Annotated in this window: 20 protein-coding genes; 12 read left to right on the plus strand and 8 right to left on the minus strand. The window is 69.1% G+C overall.

Annotated elements, in window-relative coordinates:
* The first annotated feature begins 42 nt into the window (after window positions 1–42).
* From add to ACX9TP_RS09615, 4 genes are all read left to right on the plus strand, one after another.
* On the plus strand, window positions 43–1,203 hold the full coding sequence (gene add / locus ACX9TP_RS09600; RefSeq protein WP_482979417.1) for an adenosine deaminase: 1,161 nt from the start codon (window positions 43–45) through the stop codon (window positions 1,201–1,203).
* Between the two features lie 66 nt (window positions 1,204–1,269).
* Entirely contained in the window at window positions 1,270–2,049 is a 780-nt protein-coding gene (locus tag ACX9TP_RS09605) for an SDR family oxidoreductase (RefSeq protein WP_482979418.1), read from the plus strand.
* A gap of 169 nt (window positions 2,050–2,218) precedes the next feature.
* Complete coding sequence (locus ACX9TP_RS09610) at window positions 2,219–3,643, plus strand: RtcB family protein (RefSeq protein ID WP_482979419.1); 1,425 nt, start codon at window positions 2,219–2,221, stop codon at window positions 3,641–3,643.
* Window positions 3,644–3,802: 159 nt separating this feature from the next.
* Window positions 3,803–4,258 carry a hypothetical protein gene (locus ACX9TP_RS09615; RefSeq protein ID WP_482979420.1) on the plus strand — a complete coding sequence of 152 codons (456 nt, stop codon included), beginning with the start codon at window positions 3,803–3,805 and terminating at the stop codon, window positions 4,256–4,258.
* 10 nt (window positions 4,259–4,268) lie between these two features.
* Here ACX9TP_RS09615 and ACX9TP_RS09620 read toward each other — a convergent pair whose 3' ends face one another.
* Both ACX9TP_RS09620 and glgC read right to left on the minus strand, forming a co-directional pair.
* Window positions 4,269–4,787 carry a GNAT family N-acetyltransferase gene (locus ACX9TP_RS09620; RefSeq protein ID WP_482979421.1) on the minus strand — a complete coding sequence of 173 codons (519 nt, stop codon included), beginning with the start codon at window positions 4,785–4,787 and terminating at the stop codon, window positions 4,269–4,271.
* An 8-nt stretch (window positions 4,788–4,795) separates the two neighbouring features.
* Window positions 4,796–6,025 (minus strand): glucose-1-phosphate adenylyltransferase, encoded by a 1,230-nt coding sequence (gene glgC, locus ACX9TP_RS09625; RefSeq protein WP_482979422.1) that lies wholly within the window; start codon window positions 6,023–6,025, stop codon window positions 4,796–4,798.
* A gap of 228 nt (window positions 6,026–6,253) precedes the next feature.
* Here glgC and ACX9TP_RS09630 point away from each other — a divergent pair, with 228 nt between their 5' ends.
* Window positions 6,254–7,135 carry a diguanylate cyclase gene (locus ACX9TP_RS09630; protein WP_482979423.1) on the plus strand — a complete coding sequence of 294 codons (882 nt, stop codon included), beginning with the start codon at window positions 6,254–6,256 and terminating at the stop codon, window positions 7,133–7,135.
* Between the two features lie 3 nt (window positions 7,136–7,138).
* Window positions 7,139–7,291 (plus strand): hypothetical protein, encoded by a 153-nt coding sequence (locus tag ACX9TP_RS09635; protein WP_482979424.1) that lies wholly within the window; start codon window positions 7,139–7,141, stop codon window positions 7,289–7,291.
* A gap of 20 nt (window positions 7,292–7,311) precedes the next feature.
* On the opposite strand, the gene ACX9TP_RS09640 is transcribed toward ACX9TP_RS09635, so the two are convergent.
* Genes ACX9TP_RS09640 through ACX9TP_RS09660 form a run of 5 tightly spaced genes read right to left on the minus strand, consistent with a single transcriptional unit; the run spans window position 7,312 to window position 16,077 of the window.
* Window positions 7,312–8,340 (minus strand): NAD-dependent epimerase/dehydratase family protein, encoded by a 1,029-nt coding sequence (locus tag ACX9TP_RS09640; RefSeq protein WP_482979425.1) that lies wholly within the window; start codon window positions 8,338–8,340, stop codon window positions 7,312–7,314.
* A complete protein-coding gene (locus ACX9TP_RS09645) occupies window positions 8,337–12,743 on the minus strand; it encodes an AMP-binding protein (protein WP_482979426.1) in 4,407 nt (1,468 codons plus the stop codon). Before ACX9TP_RS09645 ends, ACX9TP_RS09640 begins: the two co-directional genes overlap by 4 nt.
* Window positions 12,744–12,751: 8 nt before the next feature.
* Complete coding sequence (larAH, locus tag ACX9TP_RS09650) at window positions 12,752–14,362, minus strand: NPN-dependent hydroxyacid isomerase, LarAH14/15/16 family (protein ID WP_482979427.1); 1,611 nt, start codon at window positions 14,360–14,362, stop codon at window positions 12,752–12,754.
* 12 nt (window positions 14,363–14,374) lie between these two features.
* Window positions 14,375–15,040, minus strand: coding sequence for an HAD family hydrolase (locus ACX9TP_RS09655; protein ID WP_482979428.1), 666 nt, complete (start codon window positions 15,038–15,040; stop codon window positions 14,375–14,377).
* 56 nt (window positions 15,041–15,096) lie between these two features.
* Window positions 15,097–16,077 carry an NAD-dependent epimerase/dehydratase family protein gene (locus ACX9TP_RS09660; protein WP_482979429.1) on the minus strand — a complete coding sequence of 327 codons (981 nt, stop codon included), beginning with the start codon at window positions 16,075–16,077 and terminating at the stop codon, window positions 15,097–15,099.
* A gap of 387 nt (window positions 16,078–16,464) precedes the next feature.
* On the opposite strand from ACX9TP_RS09660, the gene ACX9TP_RS09665 reads away from it, so the two are divergent.
* The 6 genes from ACX9TP_RS09665 to hemH all read left to right on the plus strand — a co-directional run bounded on the left by ACX9TP_RS09665 (window position 16,465) and on the right by hemH (window position 24,748).
* A complete protein-coding gene (locus ACX9TP_RS09665) occupies window positions 16,465–16,782 on the plus strand; it encodes an SWIB/MDM2 domain-containing protein (protein WP_482979430.1) in 318 nt (105 codons plus the stop codon).
* A 229-nt stretch (window positions 16,783–17,011) separates the two neighbouring features.
* Window positions 17,012–20,053, plus strand: coding sequence for a malto-oligosyltrehalose synthase (gene treY / locus ACX9TP_RS09670; protein WP_482979431.1), 3,042 nt, complete (start codon window positions 17,012–17,014; stop codon window positions 20,051–20,053).
* Entirely contained in the window at window positions 20,050–22,194 is a 2,145-nt protein-coding gene (gene glgX, locus ACX9TP_RS09675) for a glycogen debranching protein GlgX (protein WP_482979432.1), read from the plus strand. The genes treY and glgX overlap by 4 nt, the downstream gene beginning before the upstream one ends.
* A 70-nt stretch (window positions 22,195–22,264) precedes the next feature.
* A complete protein-coding gene (locus ACX9TP_RS09680) occupies window positions 22,265–23,203 on the plus strand; it encodes a TerC family protein (RefSeq protein WP_482979433.1) in 939 nt (312 codons plus the stop codon).
* Window positions 23,204–23,267: 64 nt separating this feature from the next.
* Entirely contained in the window at window positions 23,268–23,654 is a 387-nt protein-coding gene (apaG, locus tag ACX9TP_RS09685) for a Co2+/Mg2+ efflux protein ApaG (RefSeq protein ID WP_482979434.1), read from the plus strand.
* Complete coding sequence (gene hemH, locus ACX9TP_RS09690; RefSeq protein ID WP_482979435.1) at window positions 23,654–24,748, plus strand: ferrochelatase; 1,095 nt, start codon at window positions 23,654–23,656, stop codon at window positions 24,746–24,748. Before apaG ends, hemH begins: the two co-directional genes overlap by 1 nt.
* Here the strand turns inward: hemH and ACX9TP_RS09695 are convergent.
* Entirely contained in the window at window positions 24,699–25,727 is a 1,029-nt protein-coding gene (locus tag ACX9TP_RS09695) for a hypothetical protein (protein ID WP_482979436.1), read from the minus strand. The genes hemH and ACX9TP_RS09695 overlap by 50 nt on opposite strands.
* Window positions 25,728–25,769: the final 42 nt, after the last annotated feature.

A 25,769-nucleotide genomic window follows, 5' to 3' on the forward strand; every position in this document is an offset into this window, starting at 1 on the left:
GCGACATGGTTTGGAGGATGGCGCAAGGAAGGAACTTCGACCATGCCTACCATTCGTGAAGACGAGTTTCCCAACGCGACCGGCATCCCCTCCTCCGCCCGGCGGACGGACTTCGTGCCGCCCCCGACGCTGGCGGTGACGGAGGAGCTGCTCCTCGCGCTGCCCAAGACGGACCTGCACTGCCACCTCGACGGCTCCATGCGGGTGAAGACGATTCTGGAGCTGGCCGAGCAGCAGAAGGTGAAGCTGCCCGCGGACACCGAGGACGGCCTGGCCAAGGCCATCCACATGGGCGAGGTGTGCAAGAGCCTGGAGGAGTACCTCGTCGCCTTCGACGTGACGCTCTCCGTGCTCCAGACGGCGGACGCCCTCTACCGCTCCGCGTACGAGCTGGCGGTGGACGCCGCCGCGGAGAACGTGCGCTGGCTGGAGGTGCGCTACTCGCCCGCGCTCCACCTCCAGAAGGGCCTGAAGATGACCACCGTCATCGACTCGGTGCTGGAGGGCCTGCGCGCCGCCAAGCGCGAGACGGGCATCAAGTGCGGCGTCATCGTCTGCGGCATCCGCCACATCAACCCGCAGACGTCCATGCGGCTGGCCGAGCTGTCCGTGGCCTACAAGAACCGGGGCGTCATCGGCTTCGACCTCGCCGGCGCCGAGGCCAGCTTCCCCGCCAAGGACCACCGCGACGCCTTCCAGCTCATCCTCAAGAACAACGTCAACTGCACCGCGCACGCGGGCGAGGCCTACGGCCCCGAGTCCATCTCCCAGGCCATCCACAACCTGGGCGCGCACCGCATCGGCCATGGCACGCGGCTGCGCGAGGACGGGGATTTGCTCAACTACGTCAACGACCACCGGATTCCGCTGGAGGTCTGCCCGACGTCCAACGTGCAGACGGGCGCGGTGTCCAGCCTCTCGGCGCACCCGCTGAAGTTCTACTTCGACTACGGCCTGCGGGTGACCATCAACACCGACAACCGCCTCATCACCGACACCACGGTGACGAAGGAGCTGTGGGTGGCGCACAAGGAGCTGGGCCTGTCGCTGGAGGACCTGGTCACCATCCTCGTCTCCGGCTTCAAGAGCGCCTTCCTCCCGTTCCGCGAGAAGCAGGACATGCTGCGCGCGGTGAACCAGGAGATTGCGACCACGCTGGCCGCCTTCGACAAGAAGCGGACGGCGATGAAGCAGCCGGCGTGATGGCGTAGCTTCCGGCTCGGTGTGCGCGCCAGCCGCCGTGCGTGGCGCCAGCGAAGGAGACGACACGTGGACCTGGAGCTCGGTGGCAAGGTGGTGCTGGTGACGGGGGGCTCGGACGGGCTGGGGGCGGCGGTGGCCCGGAGGCTCGTCCGGGAGGGCGCGAAGGTGGCGCTGTGTGCCCGGGGCGTGGAGCGCCTGGAGGCCACCGCGGAGTCCCTGCGCGCCGAGGGCGGGGACGTGCTCACCGTCCAGGCCGACGTGTCCAAGGCCTGGCAGGTGGAGCACTTCGTGGACGCGGCGCACGCGCGCTTCGGGCGGGTGGACGCGCTGGTGAACAACGCCGGCTCCGCGGCCGCGCGGCCCTTCATGTCGGTGACGGACGTGGAGTGGGAGGAGGACCTCAACCTCAAGCTCCTCGCCGCCGTGCGCGCCTCGCGCCAGGCGCTCCCGTTCATCCGCGAGTCCGGCGGGGGCTCCATCATCAACGTGCTGGCGATTTCCGCGAAGACGCCGGGCGCCCACTCCACGCCCTCGTCGGTGTCCCGCGCGGCGGGCATGGCGCTGACGAAGGCGCTGTCGAAGGAGTTCGGCCCGCACGGCGTCCGGGTGAATGCCGTGCTGGTGGGCATCATCGAGAGCGGCCAGTGGGTGCGCCGGGCCCAGGAGGTGGGCAAGCCGGTGGAGTCCTTCCAGACGGAGATGGCGCGCCACGCCGGCATCCCCCTGGGCCGGGTGGGCAGGGCCGAGGAGTTCGCGGACCTCGTCGCCTTCCTGCTGTCCCCCCGGGGCGGCTACATCAGCGGCGCGGCCATCAACGTGGACGGCGGCCTGTCCGCCGCCGTGTAGCGCCGCGCCCCCTGTCAGGAATCCTCCCCGCTCCCGTCCGTGCACGGTGAGGACGGCCTTGCGCCGTTCCGGCGACCGCGGCTGCTGAACCCTGGTCCCCCTATCTCTCCGTCACGTCCCCCTGGTGCCGTGCATGCGTGCGCGCGCCGGGGCATTCCTGAGCTGGGTCATGCAGCCGAAACTGAATCGGCTCCTGCGGGCGCTTGCCCGTGAGGGGCTCGAGGTGACCTATGACGGTCGCCTCTACTCCGTGCGCCTCCTGGACGACGCGAATGCGCCGCCCGCCGAGGTGCTCCTCCCGCCGGACCTGCCCGTGGAGGGCAAGGCCTTCCGGCAACTCGCCAACCTCGCCGCCCTGAAGCACCCGGGCGGTGGCCAGGTGCTGCGCGTGCGCGCCACCCCCGACTTCCACCCCGGCGACTCCGGTGTGGCCATCGGCTCGGTGCTGCACACGCGGGGCCTGGTCGTTCCCGGTGCCATCGGCACCGACATCAACTGCGGCATGCGACTGCACGTCGCGGACCTCTCCGTGGACACCTTCCTCGCGAAGCGGGACGCCTTCGTGGAGCGGATGAAGGGCCACTACTTCTACGGCACGCGGGATGTCGCCATGTCCTCGCGTGCCTCGGAAGCCCTGCTGCGCGACGGCATCCCCGGCTGGCTGCTGGAGACGCTGGAGCGCCCGCTGGGGTGCACGGCCAGGGCGGACCTGAAGCAGCTCGACGCGGAGGTGGACCGTATCCACCTGGGCGGAGGGCTGCGGGGCAACCCGTCCTGGGCGCCCGACATCTTCACCCGCGAGGGCGTGGTGCGCGACGCGGGGCTGGCCACCGTCGGAGGGGGTAACCACTTCGTCGAGGTGCAGCGCGTGGAGGCCGTGGAGGACCGGGCGCGGGCCTGGCAGTGGGGTGTGCGCGAGGGACAGCTCGCGTTCATGATTCACTCCGGCAGCCGCGACGTGGGCAAGCACGTGGGCGTGGCCTGGCAGGAGCGGGCGCGCAAGGCGTGGCCCGCGGGCCAGCCCTTCCCGGACAGCGGCATCCTCCCGCTGGGGGACGAGCGGCTGGTGGCCGAGTACCTGGAGGCGGAGGCCACCGCGGCCAACTACGCCTTCCTCAACCGGCTGCTGCTGGCGGAATTGCTGCGCCAGACGCTGCGCGAGCTGTTCGGCGAGGTGGAGGCCCCGCTCGTCTACGACGTGCCGCACAACCTCACGCTCCCGTACGAGGGCGGGTGGCTGGCGCGCAAGGGCGCATGCCCGGCGGGGGCGGAGCAGCCCGTCATCATCCCCGGCTCCATGGGGGCCACGTCCTTCCTCATGGTCGGGTGTGGCGACGCGAAGTCCCTGGAGTCCGCGTCCCATGGGGCAGGGCGGGCGCGCTCGCGCTTCAGCATGTCGCGCGGCGGGGCGGACCACAGCGAGGCGGCGCTGGGCCTCACCGGGGTGGACTGCATCAGCCTGAGGGCGGAGCGGCGGGTGGAGGAGGCGCCCGCGGCGTACAAGCCCATCCGCCCGGTGGTGGACTCGCAGGTGGAGGCCGGCATCGTCCGCGAGGTGGCGCGGCTGGCGCCCCTGCTGACCTTCAAGGCCTGAGAGTGGTCCGGGGCCGGTAGATCGGCCCCGGAAGCGTCCGCTGTCCGGCGGACACGTCATTTCACTTGGCGTGCCCGCCGTTCTCCGGGTGGAATGCCTCCGCCCGGGCCGGTGCCCGCGCACCACCCGTGGCATTCGCATTCGACGGAAGAGGGGAACATGGAGAACAACTTCGGCTCACCGATGTCGCCCGGAGGCTCGCCCGCGCAGGCGCGCGAGGCCGTCTCGCTGCCCGCCATCCTGCTGATGGTGACCTCGGCGCTGACGTTGCTCTACGGCCTCGTGAGCCTCGTCACCCCCGGTGACGCGGAGCAGATGGCGAAGCTGCAGGAGATGATGCAGGACCCCCAGATGGAGCCGATGCGGGGGTTCTTCGAGTTCCTCACGTCGACGGGCGGGCGCCTGGCCATCTCGCTGCCGTACATCGTCCTCAACGGCCTCGTCTTCCTGGGCGCGCTGAAGATGCGCGGCCTCCAGAGCTACGGGCTGGCGACGACGGCCGCCATCCTCGCGCTCGTCCCCTGCTGCGGCCCCTGCGGCTGCTTCGGCATTCCCCTGGGCATCTGGGCGCTGGTGGTGCTGCGCAAGCCCGAGGTCCGCTCCGCCTTCACCTGAGCCGCGGCCTTCAGCGCGCGGCCGGCTCCTCCCGCAGGGCGGAGGCCGGCCGCCGCTTCTGCATCCTCACGCACGCCAGCTGCACGTCGGGCGTGAGCGGGCGCCGGGCCGCGTGCATCCACACGTAGCCATGGCGCCGGTAGAAGGCCTCCGCGTTGAGGCTGGCGTCCAGGCCGAGCAGCGGCACCCCTTCGCTCCACGCCACGGACTCCAGCGCCGCCAGCAGGGTGGAGCCCACGCCCTGGCCCACCTCGTCCGGCACCACGTAGAGCGCCTCCAACTCCCCCGCGCGCGTGTCCACCTGGCCGAAGCCCACCAGCTTCCGGCCGCGCTCGGCCACCAGCACCGTGCGGGGCCTGTCCGGCCGCAGGTAGCCCTCCGGCCGGAGCAGCCGCACCCAGGTGGCCACCTCGTGCGGCGCGTACACACCCCGGCAGTGCGCCTCCACCGCCTGCGTGTGGATGCGCCACAGGGTGCGCCGGTCCGGCTCCCTCGCTGGCCTGAGGTGGAGGCCCCCCGCCGCACCCATGGCGTCCCTCAGGTCACCTTCATGCCCTTGGGGATGACCACCACCCCGCCCGGCGTGACGTGGAAGCGTCGCTTGTCCTCCACCGGGTCGTAGCCAATCGTCGTCCCCTGCGGAATCTCCACGTTCTTGTCGATGATGGCCCGGCGGATGCGGCAGCGCCGGCCGATGGTGACGTTCTCGAAGAGGAGCGAGTCCTCCACCTCCGAGTACGAATTCACGCGCACCTTCGGGGACAGCACCGAGCGATTCACGTGGCCGCCGGAGATGATGCAGCCCTCCGCCACCAGCGAGTCCGTGGCGTGGCCCACGCGCTTGTTCTCCTTGTCCGCGAAGACGAACTTGGCCGGCGGGTAGTTGTTGGGCTGCGTGTGGATGGGCCACCGGTCGTTGTACAGGTTGAACACCGGGTCCACCTGCACCAGCTCCATGTTGGAGTCGTAGTAGACGTCGATGTTCCCCACGTCCCGCCAGTAGCCGCGCTCCTTCTCCTCCTGCCCGGCAATCTCGTTCTGGGCGAAGTCGTACACGTACACCGGCGCCGTCTTGTACAGCTCGCTGATGATGGACTTGCCGAAGTCGTGCGCGCTCGTCTCGTTCGCCGCGTCGCGCACCACCTCCTGCACCAGCACGTCCGTGGTGAAGAGGTAGTTGCCCATGGAGGCCAGGCACATCTTCGGGTTGCCCGGCATGGGCGGCGGATTCTTGGGCTTCTCCAGGAACTGGAGCATCCGCCCGTCCGGCCCCACGTCGATGATGCCGAACTCGCGCCCCTGCTCAATCGGGACGGGAATCGCGGCCACCGTGCACGCCGCCTTCTTCGCGCAGTGGAAGTCCAGCATCTGCCGCGTGTCCATCCGGTACACGTGGTCCGCGCCGAAGACGAAGATGTGGTCCGGCTCCTCGTCGGTGATGATGTTGAGGTTCTGGTAGATGGCGTCCGCGCTGCCCTTGTACCAGTCCACGCCCGTGCGCATCTGCGCCGGCACCGCTTCCACGTAGTGGCCCAGGAAGGCCGTCATCCGCCACGCCCGGGACAGGTGGTTGTTCAGCGAGTCGCTCTTGTACTGCGTCAGCACCTTCATCCGGTACACGCCGGAGTTCGCGAAGTTGGAGAGGACGAAGTCGATGATGCGGTAACGGCCACCGAACGGCACCGCCGGCTTCGCGCGCTCACGGGTGAGCGGCTCCAGGCGGGTTCCCGCACCTCCTGCCAGAATCATCGCCAGCACTTTGGACATAGGCCGCCGACGTTAACCGTCCGCCTCCGTCCGACAAGGGCACACGTGCCCGCTCGCCCGCCTTCGTTGAGTGCCGAACCGCCTGTTCAGGTCGGCCGTCCTCACGAGAGGCGCCGGATGTGGGAGAAACGCGCCGTCGGGGGTTCCCGGGGGCCCCGGGCGACAGACGGGGGCAGGCGGGTTGCGCGGCTTCCCCGGAGAGGGGCGGGCTGCTAGCCTTCCCTCGCGATGTCCGGAGACGAAACCCGCGTTACCAAAATCTCCACGCTCAAGGACGTGAGCTCCGAGCGCAGCACCGAGTGCTGCCTCGTGCAGATTCACGGCCCCGAGCTGGGCAAGAAGTACCTCATCGACTCCGAGCTCACCATCGGACGAGACCAGGGCAACCACATCTGGGTGGACCTGGACAACGTCTCACGCCGGCACGCACGCGTCCGCGGCCACGGGGGACGGATGTTCGTGGAGGACCTGGGGTCCACCAACGGCACCTACCTGAACGACCAGGAGGTGCTGCAGGCCTCGCCGCTGCGCAGCGGGGACCTCATCAAGGTGGGGGGCTCCATCTTCAAGTTCCTCGATGGCGACAACATCGAGACCCAGTACCACGAGACCATCTACACGCTGACGATTGCCGACGGCCTCACCGGCATCAACAACAAGCGCTACTTCCTCGAGTACCTCGAGAAGGAGATGGGGCGCTCCGCGCGCTACCAGCGCTCGCTCACGCTGATGATGTTCGACATCGACCACTTCAAGCAGATCAACGACGTCCACGGCCACCTGGCCGGGGACTACGTGCTGCGTGAATTGGCCCAGTCCATCAAGCGCATGGTGCGCCGCGAGCAGTGCTTCGCCCGCTACGGCGGCGAGGAGTTCGCCCTCGTCATGCCCGAGGACGGGCCCGACAAGGCGCGCGTGTTCGCGGAGAAGATTCGCCGGTTCATCGCGGAGAAGGCCTTCGTCTACGACGAGAAGGAGATTCCCGTCACCATCTCCATTGGCGTGGCGGAGATGACGCAGGACATGACGGAGCCCGCGCACTTCATCAAGGTCGCGGACGCCAACCTGTACAAGGCGAAGAAGACGGGCCGCAACCGGGTGGTGGGCTAGGCCGTGGCGAAGCAAGCGGGCCCCTCCGCCTTCGCGCGGCTGCTGCTGGTGCTGCTGGGCCTGGGCTTCCTGGGCGCGGCCTGGGTATGGAGCCACCGCTCCGAGCCCTGGGCCGCGCGCCTCGTGGAGGACGCGCGGGGCCAGGTCGGGCGCTGAGCGGCGGGCCCCGCGGTACTTCAGGTGCCTTCGCGCAGGTCGCCCAGCCGGCCCTTGGTGCCCGGCAGGGCCTGGGGCGGCATCTTCCCGTAGATGTGCTGCACCGTCTCGCTGAGCGTCTCGTGGATGTCGCGCGCGCGGAAGCCCAGCTCGGCCTCCGCCTTGGACGCGTCCAGCCAGAACCAGTGCTCGCCAATCTCCACTTCCTGCGGGTCCAGCACGGGCTTGGTGCCGCGCACCTTCGCCCAGCGCTCCAAGAGCTTGCTGCCCAGCACGTTGACCTGCGAGGGCAGGCGCAGCCGGGGCGCGGGCACGCCGGTGATGCGCTCCAGGCGCTTGAAGAAGTCCACCATGGACAGGTTCACGCCCATGAGGTGGCGGCCGTAGATTTCGCCCCGGGTGAGCGCGTTGACGAAGGCGTCCGCCGCGTCGCGCGCGTCCACGAAGGAGATGCCGCCGCCCGGCATGGCCGGAATCTCCTGGTTGAGGAACTTCACCACCGTCCACGTGGAGGACAGCCTGTCGTCTCCCGGCCCCATCAGCAGGCTGGGGTTGAGCACCACGAGGGGAATGGCGTGCTTGCGGCAGTACTCCAGCGCCAGCTTCTCCTCGTAGATTTTGGACAGGTAGTACGGCCAGCGTCCCACCACCGTAATCGGGTAGTCGTCGCTCTCGGTGCCGACATGCTCCTCCTTCGACACGGCGATGGTGCCGGAGGTGGAGGCCAGCACCACGCGCTTCACGCCGGCCTCGCGCACGTCGCGCAGCAATTCGCGCGTGCTGTCCACGTGCAGCTCGAACATCTTCCGCGCGTCCTTCTGCTGGAAGGAGACGAGCCCCGCCAGGTGGTAGACGGCGTCCACGCCCGCCAGCGCGCGGCGCACCGCGTCCCGGTCCTTCAAGTCACCAGGGGCGTACTCCGCGCCCGCGTAGGCCGTGCCCGAGGGCTTCGAGCGGCCGATGAGCCGCACCGAGTGCCCCGCCGTCAAGAGCCGCGGCACCAGGTGCGAGCCGAGGAACCCCGTGCCTCCCGTTACGAGCAGCTTCACGAGTCCTTCCCTCCGGTGGAGGCGCGGGTGAGCGCCGTCGACGTCGGCTCCTGCGCGTTGAGGTCCAGCACCCGGCCGGCCTTGAGCGCGCGCATCGCGTCCTCGGCGATGCGGGTGGCGTAGCGGTAGCCTTCCGAGCGCGCCATGCCCTGCACGCGCGCGCGCAGCGTCTCGTGCCCCAGCACCGGGCCGATGTGCACCTCGAGGTTCTTCGACTTGGGGAACACCGTGCCCTTGGGCAGCGCGTCGAAGGCACCCTCGATGTAGAGCGGCAGCACGTCCACGCTGTAGGTGAGGGCGAGGTAGCCCAGCGTGGACTTGAACTCCAACAGCTCCCCGGTGGTGGAGCGCGTGCCCTCCGGGAAGATGAGGACGTTGTAGCCCTGGCGCAGGGCCTCGCCCGCCATGCGCAGCGACTCGCGCAGCGAGCCCTGCCGTTCAATGGGAATCAGGTTGGTGAAGTTCTCGAACCACGCACGCTTGAGCGGCGTGTTGAAGAAGTAGTCGCGCGCCGCCAGCGACACCAGCCGCTCGCCCTGGTCCCCCAGCGCCACGCGCACCAGCCCCGCGTCCAGGTGGCTGGAGTGGTTGGCGATGACGAGGAAGTTGCGGTTCTGCGGGATGAAGGGCTTGCCCGTTATCTTGGTGTCGAAGACGCCGCCGTAGAGCACCTTCTGCCCGAAGGCGAGGAGCTGACGGCCCACGTCTGCGACGACTTCGGGCACCGGAATCTCCACCTCCTCCGCGCGCGCGTTCTCCTTGCTGATGTCCTTCGCCCGCGTCTCCACCGTGGGGCGCTTGCCGGACGCCAGCACCACCTTGCGCAGGTCCTCCACCGTCTGCACCTGCGTCAGGTCTTCAATCGCGGGCAGCGGCACCCCGGCGCCCTCCAGGGCCGACGACAGCTCGGTGAGCATCAGCGAGTCGAAGCCGAGGTCTCCCGTGAGCAGCGCGTCCGGCCGCACGTCCGTCACCGGCCGGTGGCACACCTCGGCGATGAGCGGGTAGAGCCAGTCGCCCACGCCGCCGGTGCCGGGGTTGGCCACCTTCTCGCGCGCCTTGCTGGCGCTGGCGGCCATGCGCTCCAGCCGCTGCAGCTCCTCCACCACCTGCTTGCGCTTCACGCTGCGCTTGGCGGTGCGCGGCAGCTCGCCGTCCCACAGCCGCAGCACCTTCACCCGGCGGTAGAAGGGCATGTCCGCGCTCACCTTGCGGAAGTGCTCCTCCACCTCGCGCCGCACCTCTTCACGCGGGCGCTCGACGTAGTCCGGCACGCACAGGCACGCCACCTTCTCGCCGCCCGCCTCGTCGGGCAGCCCGACGATGGACAGTTCCTTGATGTGCGGGTGGTCCTGGTACAGCTCCTCCAGCTCGTCCGGGTAGATGTTCTTCCCGTTGTGGTCGATGATGACGTCCTTCGCTCGGCCGACGAGGTACAGCCGGCCCTCCGCGTCCAGACGCCCCAAGTCACCGGTGTGGAGCCACCCCTCCTTGAGCACCGCGTCCGTGGCCTCGCGGTCCCCGAAGTAGCCGGGCATGACGTTGGGGCCCTTGGCGAGCACCTCGCCCAGCCCGTCGTTGTCCGGGTTGGCGATGCGCAGCTCGATGCCGGGCAGCGGCCGGCCCACCGTCCCGGCCTGGCGCTTGTTGCCGGGCTCCGTCACCGACAGCACCGGCGCGGACTCCGTCAGGCCGTAGCCCTCGGTGATGTTGAAGCCCAGCTCGTGGAAGGCCTTGTGCACTTCATCCGGCAGCGCCGAGCCGCCCGACACGAGCACCTTGATGCGGCCGCCGAACTTGCGGTGCACCGGCCAGAACAGCAGCTTGCCCAGGTTGATGTTGCCCCGGTTGCGCAGCTCGCCGTGCGTGGCCATCAGCGCCTTGAGCGCCTGCTCCACGAAGGGCGGCTTGCTGGCGAACTCCTGCGTAATCTTGCGGTGCAACAGCTGCCACAGCGCGGGCACGCCCACCATGGCGGTGATGCGGCCCGTCTCGAACACGTCGCCCAGCCGGTCCGACGTCAGCTCGTCGATGTACGTGATTTCCGCCCCGCGCCAGAACGGGGTGAGGAAGCCGGAGGAGAACTCGAAGGTGTGGTGCAGCGGCAGCACCGACAGCACGCCGTCACCCACGCCGATGTCGAACACGCCGGCCAGCTTCGCCACCAGCGAGGCGAAGTTGCGGTGGGTGAGCATGACGCCCTTGGGCGTGCCCGTGGTGCCGGAGGTGAAGATGATGCTCGCCAGGTCGTCCGCGGACGCCGACTTCTTCACCGGGCCGATGCGGTCCGGGTGCGCCGGGTCGCCCGTCATCGCCTCCGCGAGGCTCGCCACCGTGACGCCGTCGCCCAGCGCGGTGACCAGGCCGGGGAAGTCCTGGGCCGCGTCCTCGGACAAGAGGCACGCGCGCGCCTCCGCCCGGCGGGAGATGTTGAGCAGCTCCGCCTCGCTCAGGCCCGGGTCCACCGGCACGGCGGTGGCGCCCGCGCGGAGGATGCCGAAGTAGCAGATGCCCCACTCGGGCCGGTTCTCCGACACCAGCAGCACGCGGTCGCCGTGCTTGATGCCCTTGCCCAAAAGGAAGCTGCCCACGCGCGACGCGTAGCGGTGCACCTCGCCGAAGGTGAAGCGCTCCTCGCGCTCGCCCACCACCATGCGGAAGGCCACCCGGTGCCGGTACGCGTGCACCGTCGCCTCCAGCAGCTCCAGCAAGTCGCGGTGCGCGGGGATGACGGTGCGCTTCTCGCGCTCCTCCTCCAGGCCGGGGAACACCCACTTCTCCAGGCCGGGCAGGTGCGTCTCCATGAAGTACGCGCGCCAGTCGATGTGCTCGGGGGCCCAGGGGACCTTGAGCCGGTCCGCGTGCGCCATGCGCGTGTAGACGGAGCGCGTGTTGTCGCAGCGGAAGACGTACCGGTTCTCGTAGAGGAAGGGGAGGAACAGGTCCGTGAGGGCGATGAGCCCCTGGTTCTGCTGCTCCACGTCGTCCAGCGACACCTTCGCCTTGTCCAGCATGGCCTGCACGCCGGGCGCGCCCCACGCGGGCCGCACCTCGTCGATGGCCTTCTTCAGGAACTTCGCGCCGCGCACCAGCATGGGCGCGCTGAACAGCTCGAACTCCTTCTTGCTGACGGGCTGCGGCTCCAGGCGCGAGCGCAGCGAGTTCATCAGCGCGTTGCCCGTCTCGCGGTTGCGGTAGTAGCGCCGCCGGTACAGGCCCACCAGCTCCACGGAGCGGCTGGCGTAGAACGGATTCACGTCACCGGAGGCCAGGTGGTAGACGCGCCGCTCCTCCACCTCCATGGTGTGCGCGGTGATGCCGATGGTGGCCCCGGCCACCTGGTCCACCGGGATGATGTCCAGGATGGTGCTCTCACCGGCGGGGATGCCGCCCGGCCCCTTGATGCCCGCGAAGGCCAGCGGCGCCGAGGTCGTGAAGCCCTCGTTCCACCCGGGGAAGGGGAAGTGCATCGCGCTCTCGACGATGGAGGGCCGCACAATCGCGTAGCGCAGCCCCGGCGTGCTCGCGAGCACCTGCTCGCCCAGGGACTTCGTGTACGTGTACGTGTTGGGCCAGCCCCAGTGCGCGGCGCGCTCCATGCCGGCGCGCACCAATTCGCCGCTGAGCCACAGCTTGCGCTCGCGGCCCACCGCCAGGCGCAGCGTCTTCTCGTCGTTGACGTCGCGGCCTTCCTCGGCCAGCCGGTCCAACGCCTTCTTGCGGAAGGTGGACGTGAGGGCCTTGTCGTCGGCCTGCTCGCGCAGGCGGGCGACGATGCGCTCCGCGTCCGCCAGCTCCTGCTCCAGGCTGAAGTCGCGCCCGTCCAGCTCGTCCCGGCGGGGGAAGTAGCCGCGGACCTCCTCGTCCTCGAAGACGAGCCCGTCGCGGTTGCCCGCCACGAAGGCGGTGGACATGTGCACCAGCGGCACGCCCCAGCGCACCGCCAGCTCCGCGGCGTACTTCACGCCGTGGGTGTTGACGTTGAGGCCCACCTCCAGCGACGGGTTGAAGGACACCAGGCCCGCGCAGTTGATGAACGCGTGCACCTTGCCGGTGAGCTCCGCCACCTGGGCCTCTTCCAGGCCCACCCACGGGTCGGTGATGTCGCCGTCCAGCACCTGGCACTTCTTCTGGATGAACTCCAGGGCCCCCGCGTCGCCGTACGCGTCGCGCAGCGGCTGGAAGGGCTCGCTGGTGGCCACCTTGTCGAAGAAGCGCCGCTCGGCGGAGGCCGCGCTGCCCTTGCGGACCAGCACGTACACCTTGTCCAGCTCCTGCCCGTACCGGTGCAGCAGCATGGACAGCGTCACCTTGCCCACGAAGCCGGTGGAGCCCGCGAACAGCAGGCGCTTGCCGGTGAAGACGCGGGAGACGTTCAGCTCGGGAAGCTGCGGCTGACTCATGACCGGCCTCACTTCACGTCCACCATCACCGTGGGCGCAATCCGCAGCAGGCTGATGGTGGCCGAGCGGCCCATGAAGCCGCGCGCCTCTTCAATCGCCTCGGTGAGGGTGTCGGTGCGGTCCCAGCCCATCAGGGCCGGGACGTGGTTGTTCTCCGCGCCCGCGACGATGACCTTGCCCACGTGCTGGCGGCCATTCTCGCCCCAGTACCACATGTAGAAGGGGTGCACGCCGTGGTAGGCGTTGCCCTTGCGGTACAGGTGCACGTAGCTGGGGTTCTCCGCGAACTCCTTCTCGTACTTGTGCTCCAGCTTCATCGAGTCGCGCGTCTCCGGCAGCAGCCGGTTGAAGAACTCGATGTAGCTGGGGTGGTGCTCGGGGTCGAACTCGTCGTAGGCCGGGTGCAGGAGAATCAGCACGCCGCCCTTCTTCACCAGCGGCACGCCGCGGTTCAGGTTGTAGAAGTAGCCCAGCCCCATCACCTGCACGAGCAGCGGGTTGAGGATGGAGTTGACGCTGTACGGCGAGATGAAGGGGATGGGGAAGATGACGATGTCGCTCTGCCCCTCCACCGGCACCACGTACTGCTTCCAGCTCGTCTCCAGCGTCTTCTGGTGCGCCGGCTCGGTGGCCCCCGCGTACACGCCCGTGACGTCGTAGGGCGCCGGAATCGCGTTGAGCACCTTGCGCGCCGCCGCGCGCGGCATCTTCGACAGCGCGTAGCGCATGGCCTGGAACTTCAGCCGGTCCCCTTCCGTGTAGTCCTCCTCGCGCTTGGCGAGGAAGTCCACGGGCGCGCCGAACATGCGGTTGTTCAGCGAGGTCTCGATGTGGAAGACCTTCAGGTGCTTGTCGATGTTGCGCCCGATGCGCTCGTTGCTCTTGTAGAGCGCGCTCGCCTTCGGCTCCATGTAGGAGTCCGACTCGCGGATGGTCTTCGGGTTGTGGTGGTGGCGCAGCGAGGCGTAGTTGGACACGCCGGTGCCCATGGACTTGTGCCCGCCATTCATGGGCACGAAGTTCACATTCACGTAGATGATGAGGTCGCTCTCCGCCACGCGGCGGTTCACCGACACCTCCTCACCGTGCGAGGTGCGCTCCAGCGCGACGATGCCGTCCGGGTCCTCGGCGTCGTGGTTGTAGTACCGGTCCGGGTAGTACGCGTCGTAGATCTTCTGCCCCACCATGCGCCGCATCTCCGCTTCCGTCATGCGGCGGTGCAGGGCGTTGGCGATGACGAGGTGGATGTCGTCCACGCCGCTGTCGGCGGCCAATTCCAGCACCACCTCCAGGATGGACTGGCGCACGTCCGGCGTCACCATGGGCGGCAGCGGCACGCTGATGTCGTCGATGACGCACGTCAGGCGCATGCCCGGCTTGAGCAGCGCGTGCAGCGGCTCCATGCCCTCCGGGTGGTTGATGGCCCAGCGGATGGCGGCCTTGACGTTGGGCACGCCGGCCAGCGGGGGGCGGGGGAAGATGACCCGCGTACCCACGGGCAGGTCTTCCTGCAGGAAGCCCTCACCGTAGAAGAGCGCCCGCGGGGGGCTGCCCTTCTCCGTGATGACCACCTGGCTTTCCTCGTCGTACAGCTTCTGGAGCGTCTTGAACGGGCGCATGGGGAACGGGGCCTACTTGAGGTCGAGGATGGGCCAGTTGTACGCGCGCGCGATGGAGCGCAGGCGCATGTCCGGATTCACGGCGGTGGGACGGCCCACCACCGCGAGCATCGCGTAGTCGGAGGCACTGTCGGAGTAGCCGTGGCACTGCTCCAACGCCAGGCCCTCCTTCACGCAGTAGGCGCGGATGGCGTTGGCCTTGTTCGCGCCTTCGATGATGGGCGGAATCACCTTGCCGGTGGCCTTGCCGCCCACGAACTGCATCTTGTTGGCGATCATGTCGTCCACGCCCAGGTGGCGGGCGAGCGGGCGCATGGTGAAGTCCAGCGCCCCGGTGACGAGCACCACCTTGCACCCGCTGCGGCGGGCCTGGTCGATGAGGTCCTGGGACTGCTCGAAGAGGGCCGGCTGCAGCACGTCCTCGAACATGTCCTGGGCAATGGTGACGAGCCGGTCTTCACTCAACCCCGCGTAGTAGCGGTAGAAGAACTCGTTGAACGTCTTGCGGTTGACGACGTCCATGACGCCGAACAGGGGCACGCTGACGGCGGTGCTCAGCGTCCTTCCGGCGATGCCCAGGACCGAGCCACGGTTCATCGCGTAGTACGCGTAGACGTGGACGACGTTCGTCTTCACGAGCGTCCCGTCGACATCGAAAAAGGCAGCTTTCGCGGGCATGGGGGCAGCGGGCTTCCTGACACTCCTGGGGGGGTGTGGTCAACGATGGGAAATCTCTACAACCAGCCCTGTTGGCGGTACCACTCCGCGCTGCGGCGGATGGAGTCGCCCAGGTCGCGCCGTGGGTGAAAACCGAGCATGCGCTCGGCCTTGGCCCCGGAGCACGTCCAGGCGGGGGCGAGCAGCTGCCTCGCCAGCTTCCGGTTCAGGGGCAGCTTCCGGCCCGTCACCCGGGACACGCCGTCCGCCGCCGAGGCCAGGGCCTGGAGCACCCCGGGGCTCAGACGCACCGTGCGGGGGTGCAGCCCCAGGGCCTTCGCCCCCAGGTCCTGCACCGCTTCCAGGGTGAGGGGGCCGCCGGGGCCCGCGCAGAAGAAGGCCTCGCCCAGCGCCTGGGGGTGCCCGGCCTGGAGGAGCATCAGGTCCACGACGTCCTCCACGTCCACCATGGTCAGCGGGCGGGGGCCGCCCTTGAGCTCCAGGCGGATGCCCTTCACCGCCAGCTTGAAGAAGGTGAGGTTCTCCCGGTCACCCGGGCCGAGGATGCGCGGGGGGCGCGTCACCGTCACCGGCAGCCGGTCGTTATATGAAAAAGCGATGCGCTCCGCCTCCGCCTTGCTCTCGCCGTACCACTCGTGGGGGTGGAAGGCGTCCTCCTCCACATGGGGGCGGGTGGGGGAGGAGGGACCCATGGCGGCCAGCGAGCCGGCCAGCACCAGCCGCGGCCGGTGTCCGGTGGCCACCATGGCGTCGCACAGGTGGCGGGTGCCCTCCGCGTTGACGCGCATGAAGTCGTCTCGCGTCGCGCCGCGTCGCGCGCCCGCGAGGTGGAAGACGACGTCCTGGTCCGCCACGGCGGGGGCCAGCGAGGCGGGCACCGTCACGTCTCCGTCCACGCGCTGATAGGTGACGCCGGCCAGCGCGGAGGCGTCTCCTCCAGGGCGCAGCAGGCACGTCACGGTGTCCCCGCGCGCCGCCAGGGCTTTCGCCAGCCAGGCTCCGAGGAAGCCTCCGGCACCGGTGATGAGGGCTTTCATGGGCGATTCATCCAAAAAAACACACCACGTCCGCAAGGAGAATCCCCTGCGGATGTCCTCTTCTCCTCCGAGCAGCCGACTGCGGCGGAGCCGGTTTGTCGGGCTCCGGAAGCGTTCCCAAGCCTATTTCCCGAGGAGAAACGCGCTCCGGAGCCGATTTTTCGGCCTCCGGAGGCGTTTCGTGCGCCGTGCTCCCGAGGGAAAACCGTGCTGCGGGGCCGGATTTTCGGCCTCCGGAGGCGTTCTTCCGAGGGAATCCCGAGGGAAAAACGCATCAGAGGGCTGTTTTTCGGCCTTGGGCGTGCTACTTCTACGCCGCATCGGCTCCAGCTTCACATAAGCAAAGCCGTACAACGTCCCCTTCGGAGGGGAGGAGACTCAAGACGAATGGCCGCCAAGAAAGCTGCTGCGAAGAAGGCTCCCGCTGCCAAGAAGGCCCCCGCTGCCGCGAAGCGCAAGCCGAACGCGTCGTTCATGAAGGAGATGACCCCTTCTGCCGCGCTCGCTGAGATCGTCGGCCCCAAGCCGCTGCCCCGGACCGAGGTCGTCAAGAAGCTCTGGGCCTACATCAAGAAGCAGGGCCTCCAGGACGCCAAGAACAAGCGGCAGATCAACGCCGACGACAAGCTGAAGCCCATCTTCGGTGGCAAGAAGAACGTCACCATGTTCGAGATGACGGCGCTGGTGAACAAGCAGCTGAGCTGAGCACCGCCGGAAGTCCCTGGCAGTAGCCGTACTCGAGGGCTCGTCGCGCTTTGCGCGGCGGGCCCTCTGCTCTTTGACGGGCCACCGGGCCCCATGGAGCGTTGGATAGAGGGCGGACGGCCGTCTGCGTGCTGGCGGAAGGTCTCCGTAGGACCTACCTCAGGGCCGCATGCTGCGCGACGGTTTGGAAGAAGAGGGGACCGCCTCCACGGCGGTCGGGGGCGCCACCATGAGCGCGGAGGTCCTGGCCGAGGGCCTCTACACACGTGTGCAGGGGGACCTGGACTCCCGGCCCCACACGCCGCTGTCCACATACCGGGTGCAACTCCACAAGGGGTTCACCTTCCAGCAGGCCCGCGAGGTGGTGCCCTACCTCGCCCGGCTGGGGGTGAGCGACTTGTACGCCTCGCCGTACCTCAAGGCGACGCCGGGCAGCACCCACGGCTACGACTGCACGGACCACCAGCAGCTCAACCCGGAGGTGGGCTCGGCGGAGGAGCATGCCGCCCTGTGCTCGGCCCTGCGCGAGCACGGCATGGGTCAACTGCTGGACGTGGTGCCCAACCACATGGGCATCGAGCGGGACAACCGCCTCTGGTTCGACGTGCTGGAGAACGGCCCCTCGTCCGTCTACGCGAAGTACTTCGACATCGACTGGGCCCCGGTGAAGGAGGAGCTACGCGACAAGGTGCTGCTGCCGATTCTGGGCGACCAGTACGGCATCGTCCTGGAGCGCGGCGAGCTGAAGCTGTCCTTCCGCGAGGGCGCCTTCTTCGTCCACTACTATGACCACCTGCTGCCGGTGGCGCCCCGCCAGTACGCGCGCATCCTCCGGCACGGGCTGGAGCGGCTGGAGGCGAAGCTCGGCGCCGAGCACGCGTGCATGGTGGAGCTGCTCTCCGTGCTCACCGCGATTGAGCACCTGCCCGCGCGCACCGAGGTGGAGCGGGCGAAGGTGGTGGAGCGCCACCGGGAGAAGGAGGTCATCAAGCGCCGGCTCGCCGCGGTGGCGGCCGCCAGCCCCGAGGTGACGGCCTACATCGAGGACAACGTCCGCGTCTTCAACGGCGAGCCCGGCAACGCGCGCTCCTTTGATTTGCTCGACTCGGTGCTCTCCTCCAGCAGCTACCGGCTGGCGCACTGGCGCGTGGCGGGGGAGGAAATCAACTACCGCCGCTTCTTCGACATCAACGGCCTGGCCGCCATCCGCGAGGAGGACCCGGACGTCTTCCAGGAGGCGCACGCACTCATCTTCCGCTGGCTGCGCGAGGGCTGCGTCACCGGCCTGCGCATCGACCACCCGGACGGCCTGTTCGACCCCACCGCCTACTTCCTGGACCTGCAGGAGCGCTACTTCCTGGAGCGCGCCCGGGCCCTGTTCCTGAAGGAGCACGGCGAGGCGGACACGCGCTGGCCCGCGGTGGAGACGGCGCTGCGCGAGCGCTGGCGCGCGGAGGTGGCGGCGCACCCGGACAGCCCGCTGCGCAAGGCGCTGTACGTGGTGGTGGAGAAGATTCAGGGCGGGCGCGAGCGCATGCCCGAGTCCTGGGCGGTGCACGGCACCACCGGCTACCGCTTCGCCAACGCGGTGAGCGGCATCTTCGTCCAGCCGGAGGCGGAGGAGGCCCTCACCGACATCTACGAGCGCTTCGTCGGCGAGAAGACCGACTTCGCGGAGCTCGTGTACCAGAAGAAGCTGCTCATCATGCGCGTGTCCATGGCCAGCGAAATCAACGTGCTGGCCCACGAGCTCAACCGCATCTCCGAGATGAACCGCCGCACGCGCGACTTCACGCTCAACTCGCTGCGGCGCGCGCTGGTGGAGTTCATCGCCCTGTTCCCCGTCTACCGCACCTACGTGGACGGCTGGCGCCCGGAGCTGGACGCGCGCGACGTGCAGTACGTCGAGTGGACGATTCAGCGCGCCAAGGAGAAGAACGCCACCACCAACGCCTCCATCTTCGACTTCCTCCGCGACATCCTCCTGCGCCGCTACCCGGAGCACACCCATGAGCAGGAGCGCGCCGTCATGCTGCGCTTCGCCATGAAGCTGCAGCAGGTGACGGGGCCCGTCATGGCCAAGGGGCTGGAGGACACCGTCTTCTACATCTACAACCGGCTGGTCAGCCTCAACGAGGTGGGCGGCGAGCCGGAGCGCTTCGGTGTACGCGCCACCACCTTCCACCTGCGCAACCAGGAGCGCGCGGAGCGCTGGCCGGCGAGCCAGCTCACCTCCAGCACCCACGACACCAAGCGCAGCGAGGACGTGCGCGCCCGCATCAACGTGCTGTCCGAGGTGCCCGAGGAGTGGCGCAAGCGGGTGAAGAAGTGGTCCCGCCTGGTGGAGAGATTCGTCACCTCGCTGCCCTCCGGCCCCGCGCCCTCGGCCAACGACACGTACCTCTTCTTCCAGACGGTGGTGGGCGCCTGGCCCATGGGCGAGTCCCACTCCAAGGAGGAGCTCGCGGACTTCCAGCGCCGGGTGCGCGAGTACATGGCCAAGGCCATGAAGGAGGCCAAGGTCCGCACCTCGTGGACCAACCCGGACGGCGCCTACGACGACGCGGTGGCGCGCTTCGTGGACCACTGCTTCGACGCGAAGGAGGGCGGCGCCTTCCTGGAGGACGTGCGCGAATTCAAGCGGCACCTCGAGCGCGCGGGACAGCACAACGCCCTGGGGCAGCTCCTCTTGAAGCTGGCCTCGCCCGGCGTGGTGGACACGTACCAGGGCTGCGAGCTGTGGGACTTGTCCCTCGTGGACCCGGACAACCGGCGGCCGGTGGACTTCACCCAGCGCGCGCGGCTGCTGGACGCGCTCGACGCGGAGGCCGCCACCGACAGGCCCGGCCTGTGCGCGCGGCTGACGGCGAACATGGATGACGGCCGGGTGAAGCTCTTCGTCCTCGCCGAGTCGCTGCGGCTGCGCCAGCGCCAGCCGGTGCTGTTCCGCTCCGGCGGCTACCGCGCCCTGGACCTGACGGGCCCCCGCGCCAAGGCGGCCGTCGCCTTCGCCCGCGAGCACGGGGACGCGGTGGTGCTCACCTGTGCACCGCGTTACACCCTGTCCGCTCTGGATTCCCCGGAAGGTCTGGCGGGCGCGTACGGGAGCACGTTCCTCGACCTTCCCGAGGCATATGCGGGCATGATGTTCCGCAGTGTCTTCACCGGGCGTCAGGTGCGGCCGGAGCGTGGGCCGGGCGGCGTGGTGCTGCCCCTCGGACCGCTCCTGGCGGAGTTCCCGGTGGTGCTGTTGGAGAGGAGCACGGGATGAGGCGGGCCGAGGTGCTTCCAGGGAAGCCGTACCCCCTGGGCGCCACGTTTGACGGGCAGGGCGTCAACTTCGCGGTCTTCAGCGAGCATGCGAAGAAGGTGGAGGTCTGCCTCTTCGACCCGGAGGACCCCGCGAAGGAGACCCGTCGCTTCCCCCTGCTGGAGGCGAACCACCACGTCTGGCACGGCTACGTGCCGGGCTTGCAGCCCGGGACGCTCTACGGCCTGCGCGTCCATGGCCCGCACGAGCCGAAGAAGGGCCTGCGCTTCAACCCCGCCAAGCTGCTGGTGGACCCGTACGCCCGGGCCATCCACGGCAAGGTGGACTACAAGGCCCCCATCTACGGCTACCCCGCCCCCGCGACGGGCAAGGACGAGGACCTCGTCCTGGACTCACGCGACGACGCCGCGGGCGTGCCCAAGGCGGTGGTGCTGGCGAACGCGTTCGACTGGGAGGGCGACAAGGCGCCCCGCATCCCCTGGCACGACACCGTCCTCTACGAGCTGCACGTCAAGGGCTTCACGAAGCTGCACCCGCGCGTGCCGGAGGCCCTGCGCGGCACCTACGCGGGGCTGGCCCACCCGGCCAGCATCGAGCACCTCAAGAAGGTGGGCGTCACCGCGGTGGAGCTTCTGCCCATCCACCACATCGTGGACGAGCCCTTCCTCATCCAGCGCGGGAAGGTGAACTACTGGGGCTACAACACCCTGGGGTACTTCGCGCCGGACTCGCGCTACGCCGCCACGGGCACGCGCGGCGAGCAGGTGGACGAGTTCAAGGGCATGGTGAAGGCGCTCCACCGCGCCGGCATCGAGGTCATCCTCGACGTCGTCTACAACCACACCTGCGAGGGCAACCACCTTGGCCCCACGCTGTCCTTCAAGGGCCTGGACAACGGCGCGTACTACCGGCTGACGGACAAGGACCCGCGCTACTACATGGACGTCACCGGGTGCGGCAACTCGTGGAACGCCACGCACCCGTACGCGCTGAAGCTCGTCGCCGACTCCCTGCGCTACTGGGTGGAGGAGATGCACGTGGACGGGTTCCGCTTCGACCTGGCCACCACGCTGGGCCGCGACAGGCACGGCTACGACACGCGCGCGGCCTTCTTCCAGATCATCCACCAGGACCCGGTGCTCAGCCGGGTGAAGCTCATCTCCGAGCCCTGGGACGTGGGCGACTTCGGCTACCAGGTGGGCAACTTCCCGGTGCTGTGGAGCGAGTGGAACGGGAAGTACCGCGACACCATCCGCCGCTACTGGAAGGGCGACGACCGGCAGGCGGCGGAGATTGGCTACCGGCTCACCGGCAGCTCGGACCTGTTCTCGCTGTCGGGGCGCAAGCCGACGGCCAGCGTGAATTTCGTCACCGCGCATGACGGCTTCACGCTGCACGACCTCGTCACCTACAACGAGAAGCACAACGAGGCGAACGGCGAGGAGAACCGGGACGGCGCCAACGACAACCACTCCTGGAACTGCGGGGTGGAGGGCGAGACGGCGGACCCGAAAATCAACGCCCTGCGCGAGCAGCAGAAGCGCAACTTCCTCGCCACGCTCTTCCTGTCCCAGGGCGTGCCCATGCTGGTGGGCGGCGACGAGATGGGGCGCACCCAGCGCGGCAACAACAACGCCTACTGCCAGGACAACGAGCTGTCCTGGGTGAACTGGGAGCTGAACGAGACGCAGCGCGCGCTGCTCGAGTTCACCAGCCGCATGGCCAAGCTGCGGCGCGAGCAGCCCGTGCTGCACAAGCGGCGCTTCTTCCGCGGCGCCCACATGTGGGACAGCGAGCTGAAGGACCTCGCGTGGTTCCGGCCGGACGGCAAGGAGATGAAGAAGGACGACTGGGAGAAGCCCTATGTGCGCTCCCTGGCCTTCCTCCTGGGCGGAGACGCCATCGCCACGCCGGACGACGAGGGCAACCGGATTGTGGGGGACACGGTGCTGGTGCTGATGAACGCGCACCACGAGCCCATCACCTTCCTCTTGCCGGCGCTGGAGTGGGGCGCGGACTGGGAACTGGTGGTGGACACGGCGGCGGCGGGGGAGTCGCAGCGCACACACACACCCGCGGGCGGCAAGGTGCAGGCGGCCGGACGCTCCGTGGTGGTGCTGCGCCGGCCCGCGACGGAGTAGACACGGGGGTCGACGCCCGGGCGCGCCGCCGATAGGGTGCGCCCGCTGGACACTGCACCAGGACTCTCACGTGAACACGCAAGTCGCTCTCTGGGTGGGTTTCAACGTCTTCGTCCTCGCGATGCTCGCGATGGACCTCGGGTTGTTCCACCGCAAGGAACATGTGGTGACGCCCAAGGAGGCGGGCATCTGGACGGTGGTGTGGATCACCATCAGCCTGGGCTTCTGTGCCTTCATCTGGCGTTACTACGGCCCCACCGAAGGGCTCCAGTGGCTGACGGCGTACGTGGTGGAGTACGCGCTCTCCGTCGACAACCTCTTCGTCTTCCTGCTGGTGTTCAGCTACTTCCGGGTGGCGCCGGAGCACCAGCACCGGGTGCTCTTCTGGGGCATCATCGGCGCGTTCATCATGCGCGCGGTGCTCATCATCGCCGGCGCGGCGCTGGTGCTGCGCTTCCACTGGCTCATCTACGTCTTCGGCGCGTTCCTCGTCTACACCGCGGCGAAGATGCTCTTCTCCGGGGACGAGGAGATGGACCCGGAGCAGAAGGGCATCGTCAAGTTCGCCCGCCGGGTGCTGCCGGTGTCCCGCCAGGGTGAGGGCAGCCGCTTCTTCCTCATGGAGGACGGCCGGCGCAAGGTGACGCCGCTGTTCATCGTCCTGCTGGTGGTGGAGGCCACGGACCTGCTCTTCGCGCTGGACTCCATCCCCGCGGTGCTGGGCATCAGCCAGGACGCCTTCATCATCTACACGTCCAACGTGTGCGCCATCCTGGGCCTGCGCTCGCTGTTCTTCGTGGTGGCCAGCCTGATGGACAAGTTCCACCTGCTGAAGGTGGGCCTGAGCGCCATCCTCGCCTTCGTCGGCGTGAAGATGCTGATTACGTACTTCGACATCCACATCCCCATCGGCGTGTCGCTGGGGGTGATTGGCGGCATCCTGGTGGCGGCGATTGTCGCCTCGCTCATCTGGCCCAAGGCGGCCGAGGAAGAGCTCCCGAAGACTTGAGAGGCCGCTCGCCCAACCCCGCGTTTTGCTTGCAACCGGCAGGGGTTGGCGCCAATTGTGGGGCATGTCTTCCAGCGCCACCACCGACGGTATCCGCGTCACCGTGAAGCCCGCTTTCTGGCCTGAGCGCAGCGCGCCGGAGTCCGGGCAGTTCGCCTTCATGTACACGGTGGAGATTGCCAACGAGGGCAGCGCGCCCGCGCAGCTCAAGGCGCGCCACTGGCTCATCACCGACGCCACCGGGAAGGTGGAGGAGGTGAAGGGCGAGGGCGTGGTGGGACGCCAGCCCAGCCTGGAGCCCGGCGAGCGCTTCGAGTACACGAGCTGGGCGATGCTGCGAACGCCCTTCGGCACCATGCGCGGCACCTACGACATGGTGCGGCCGGATGGCTCCCACTTCGAGGCCCGCATCGCCGAGTTCGCCCTCACGCTGCCCAACTCCCTGCACTGATGACCACGCCAGGCGCGAAGCGGGGACTGCTGCTCGTCAACCTGGGTACGCCGGACGCGCCGGAGACGGGGCCGGTGCGGCGCTACCTGCGCGAGTTCCTCAGTGACCCGCGCGTGGTGGACATCCACCCGGTGGGCCGCTGGCTGCTGCTCAACCTCATCATCCTCCCGGTGCGCCCGGCGAAGAGCGCGGAGGCGTACCGGAAGGTGTGGACGGAGCAGGGCTCGCCGCTGCTGGTGTTCAGCCGGGATTTGACGACCGCCGTGCGCGAGCGGCTGAAGGGCGAGTACGAGGTGGAGCTCGCCATGCGCTACGGCAACCCGTCCATTCCGGCCGCGGTGGCGGCGCTGCGCGCGCGCGGCGTGTCGGACTTCACGGTGCTGCCGCTGTACCCGCACGAGGCCGCGTCCTCCTCGGCGTCCTCGCTGGCGCGCATCTACGAGGTCATGGCGCAGTCGTGGGACGTGCCCAACGTGCGCGCGGTGCCGGCCTTCTACGAGCACCCGGGGTTCCTGGACGCCTTCACCGCCGTCGCGCGGCCCGTCATCAGTGACTTGCGCGCGGACCACGTCCTCTTCAGCTTCCACGGCGTGCCGGAGCGGCACGTGAAGAAGAGCGACGCGACGGGCAAGCACTGCCTGATGTCCGCGGGGTGCTGTGACGCGCTGACGGACGCCAACCGCCACTGCTACCGCGCCCAGTGCTTCGCGACGGCGCGCGGGCTGGCCCAGCGGCTGGGCCTGGGGCCGCAGGGGCAGGGCTGGAGCGTGTCCTTCCAGTCGCGGCTGGGGCGCACGCCCTGGGTGAAGCCCTACACGGACCTGGTGCTGCCGGAGCTGGCGCAGCGGGGCGTGAAGCGGCTGGCGGTGATGTGCCCGGCCTTCGTCGCGGACTGCCTGGAGACGCTGGAGGAGATTGGCATCCGCGCCCGCGAGCAGTTCGTCGAGGCGGGGGGCGAGGCCTTGCGGCTCGTCCCCTCGCTCAACGCCCACCCGACGTGGGTGGACGCGGTGGTGCGGATGGTGCGCGAGTCGGACGGGGCGCCTACTGCTGCGGCTGCGCCGTGGGCTGCGGAGCCGACTCGAGCGCGGTGAGGCGCAGCGCCATGTTTCCCGGGGGCACCTGGAGGGCCTCGGGCGGGAAGGGGCCCTTGGTGACGGTGGAGAGGGTGCCCTCCCACGAGCGCCAGCGGCCGGCCTTCACCAGGAACTCGCCGCGGCCGGTAATCTTCACCTCGGCGCTGACGTCGGCCTCGCCCGCGCCGTTGGCCTCCAGTGCCTCGGCGCCCTCGCGCGCGGGCACGACGGTCTGCCTCTTTATCGTGCGGACCTTGCCGGTGCGCAGCTCGTAGAGGTCGTACTCCACGGTGGCCACCTGCTCGCCGCCGTCGGCGGGGACGAGCCCCGCGAGCTTCACGCGGTTGCGCCGCTCCGGGGTGGGCCCCTGGAACCAGGCGCCGAGCGCGTCCGGGGACACCAGCTCGGTGCCCAGCGCCCAGGTGTCATTGGGGCCGACGGGGTCCCTGGGCAGCTCCAGCACCAGCGTGGCCGTGTTGCGCGTCATGCCCTGCAGGCCCTCCAGCACGAAGCCGCGCTCGCTGAGGGTGCCCTGGTCCTCGGGCGGAGGGGCGCCCCGGCTCTCGGTGATGACGCGCAGGTGCGCGTCCCCCGAGTCGGTGTGCGCCAGGACGAAGGTGAGCGCGGTGGGCACGAAGCTGGCGGAGGCGGGGGCCTTCTCCTCGGCCGGAGCCTCCTCCTTCGCCTTGCCTTTGCCCTTGCGGCCCCGGGTGGGCTTCTCGTCCGCCTCGGGGGCAGCGGCCTCGGGGGCGCGGCCGGTGCGCTCCAGGGTGAGGCGGTAGGTGACGGGCGTGCCCGCGGCGAGCTTCCAGCGCAGCGTCACCTTGGAGGGGTCCACGGCGGGCTTCGCGGGCGCGGCCGGGGCCTTGGCCTCGGCCGGGGCGGGCGTGTCATTCATCCCCGGCGGGCGGGGAATGGGCTCCAATGCTCCTCGGGGTTCTTCCTTGCAGGCGAACAGGGACAGGGCGACGACCAGGCCAGACAGGCTTCGCTTCACGCGGGGACGCTCCTCTGGAGTACCTAGCGGGATATCGGAGCC

It is taken from the genome of Pyxidicoccus sp. M15 (assembly GCF_056858435.1).

Bases quoted from the DNA above. Each gene is read 5' to 3' on its own strand.
- larAH (WP_482979427.1), bottom strand. From the start codon at position 14,362: ATGCGCCCGTTCAAGACGCTCCAGAAGCTGTACGACGAGGAAAGCCAG.
- ACX9TP_RS09630 (WP_482979423.1), top strand. From the start codon at position 6,254: ATGTCCGGAGACGAAACCCGCGTTACCAAAATCTCCACGCTCAAGGAC.
- add (WP_482979417.1), top strand. From the start codon at position 43: ATGCCTACCATTCGTGAAGACGAGTTTCCCAACGCGACCGGCATCCCC.
- ACX9TP_RS09645 (WP_482979426.1), bottom strand. From the start codon at position 12,743: ATGAGTCAGCCGCAGCTTCCCGAGCTGAACGTCTCCCGCGTCTTCACC.
- ACX9TP_RS09655 (WP_482979428.1), bottom strand. From the start codon at position 15,040: ATGCCCGCGAAAGCTGCCTTTTTCGATGTCGACGGGACGCTCGTGAAG.
- glgC (WP_482979422.1), bottom strand. From the start codon at position 6,025: ATGTCCAAAGTGCTGGCGATGATTCTGGCAGGAGGTGCGGGAACCCGC.
- apaG (WP_482979434.1), top strand. From the start codon at position 23,268: ATGTCTTCCAGCGCCACCACCGACGGTATCCGCGTCACCGTGAAGCCC.
- glgX (WP_482979432.1), top strand. From the start codon at position 20,050: ATGAGGCGGGCCGAGGTGCTTCCAGGGAAGCCGTACCCCCTGGGCGCC.
- ACX9TP_RS09620 (WP_482979421.1), bottom strand. From the start codon at position 4,787: ATGGGTGCGGCGGGGGGCCTCCACCTCAGGCCAGCGAGGGAGCCGGAC.
- ACX9TP_RS09615 (WP_482979420.1), top strand. From the start codon at position 3,803: ATGGAGAACAACTTCGGCTCACCGATGTCGCCCGGAGGCTCGCCCGCG.
- treY (WP_482979431.1), top strand. From the start codon at position 17,012: ATGAGCGCGGAGGTCCTGGCCGAGGGCCTCTACACACGTGTGCAGGGG.
- ACX9TP_RS09665 (WP_482979430.1), top strand. From the start codon at position 16,465: ATGGCCGCCAAGAAAGCTGCTGCGAAGAAGGCTCCCGCTGCCAAGAAG.
- ACX9TP_RS09610 (WP_482979419.1), top strand. From the start codon at position 2,219: ATGCAGCCGAAACTGAATCGGCTCCTGCGGGCGCTTGCCCGTGAGGGG.
- hemH (WP_482979435.1), top strand. From the start codon at position 23,654: ATGACCACGCCAGGCGCGAAGCGGGGACTGCTGCTCGTCAACCTGGGT.
- ACX9TP_RS09660 (WP_482979429.1), bottom strand. From the start codon at position 16,077: ATGAAAGCCCTCATCACCGGTGCCGGAGGCTTCCTCGGAGCCTGGCTG.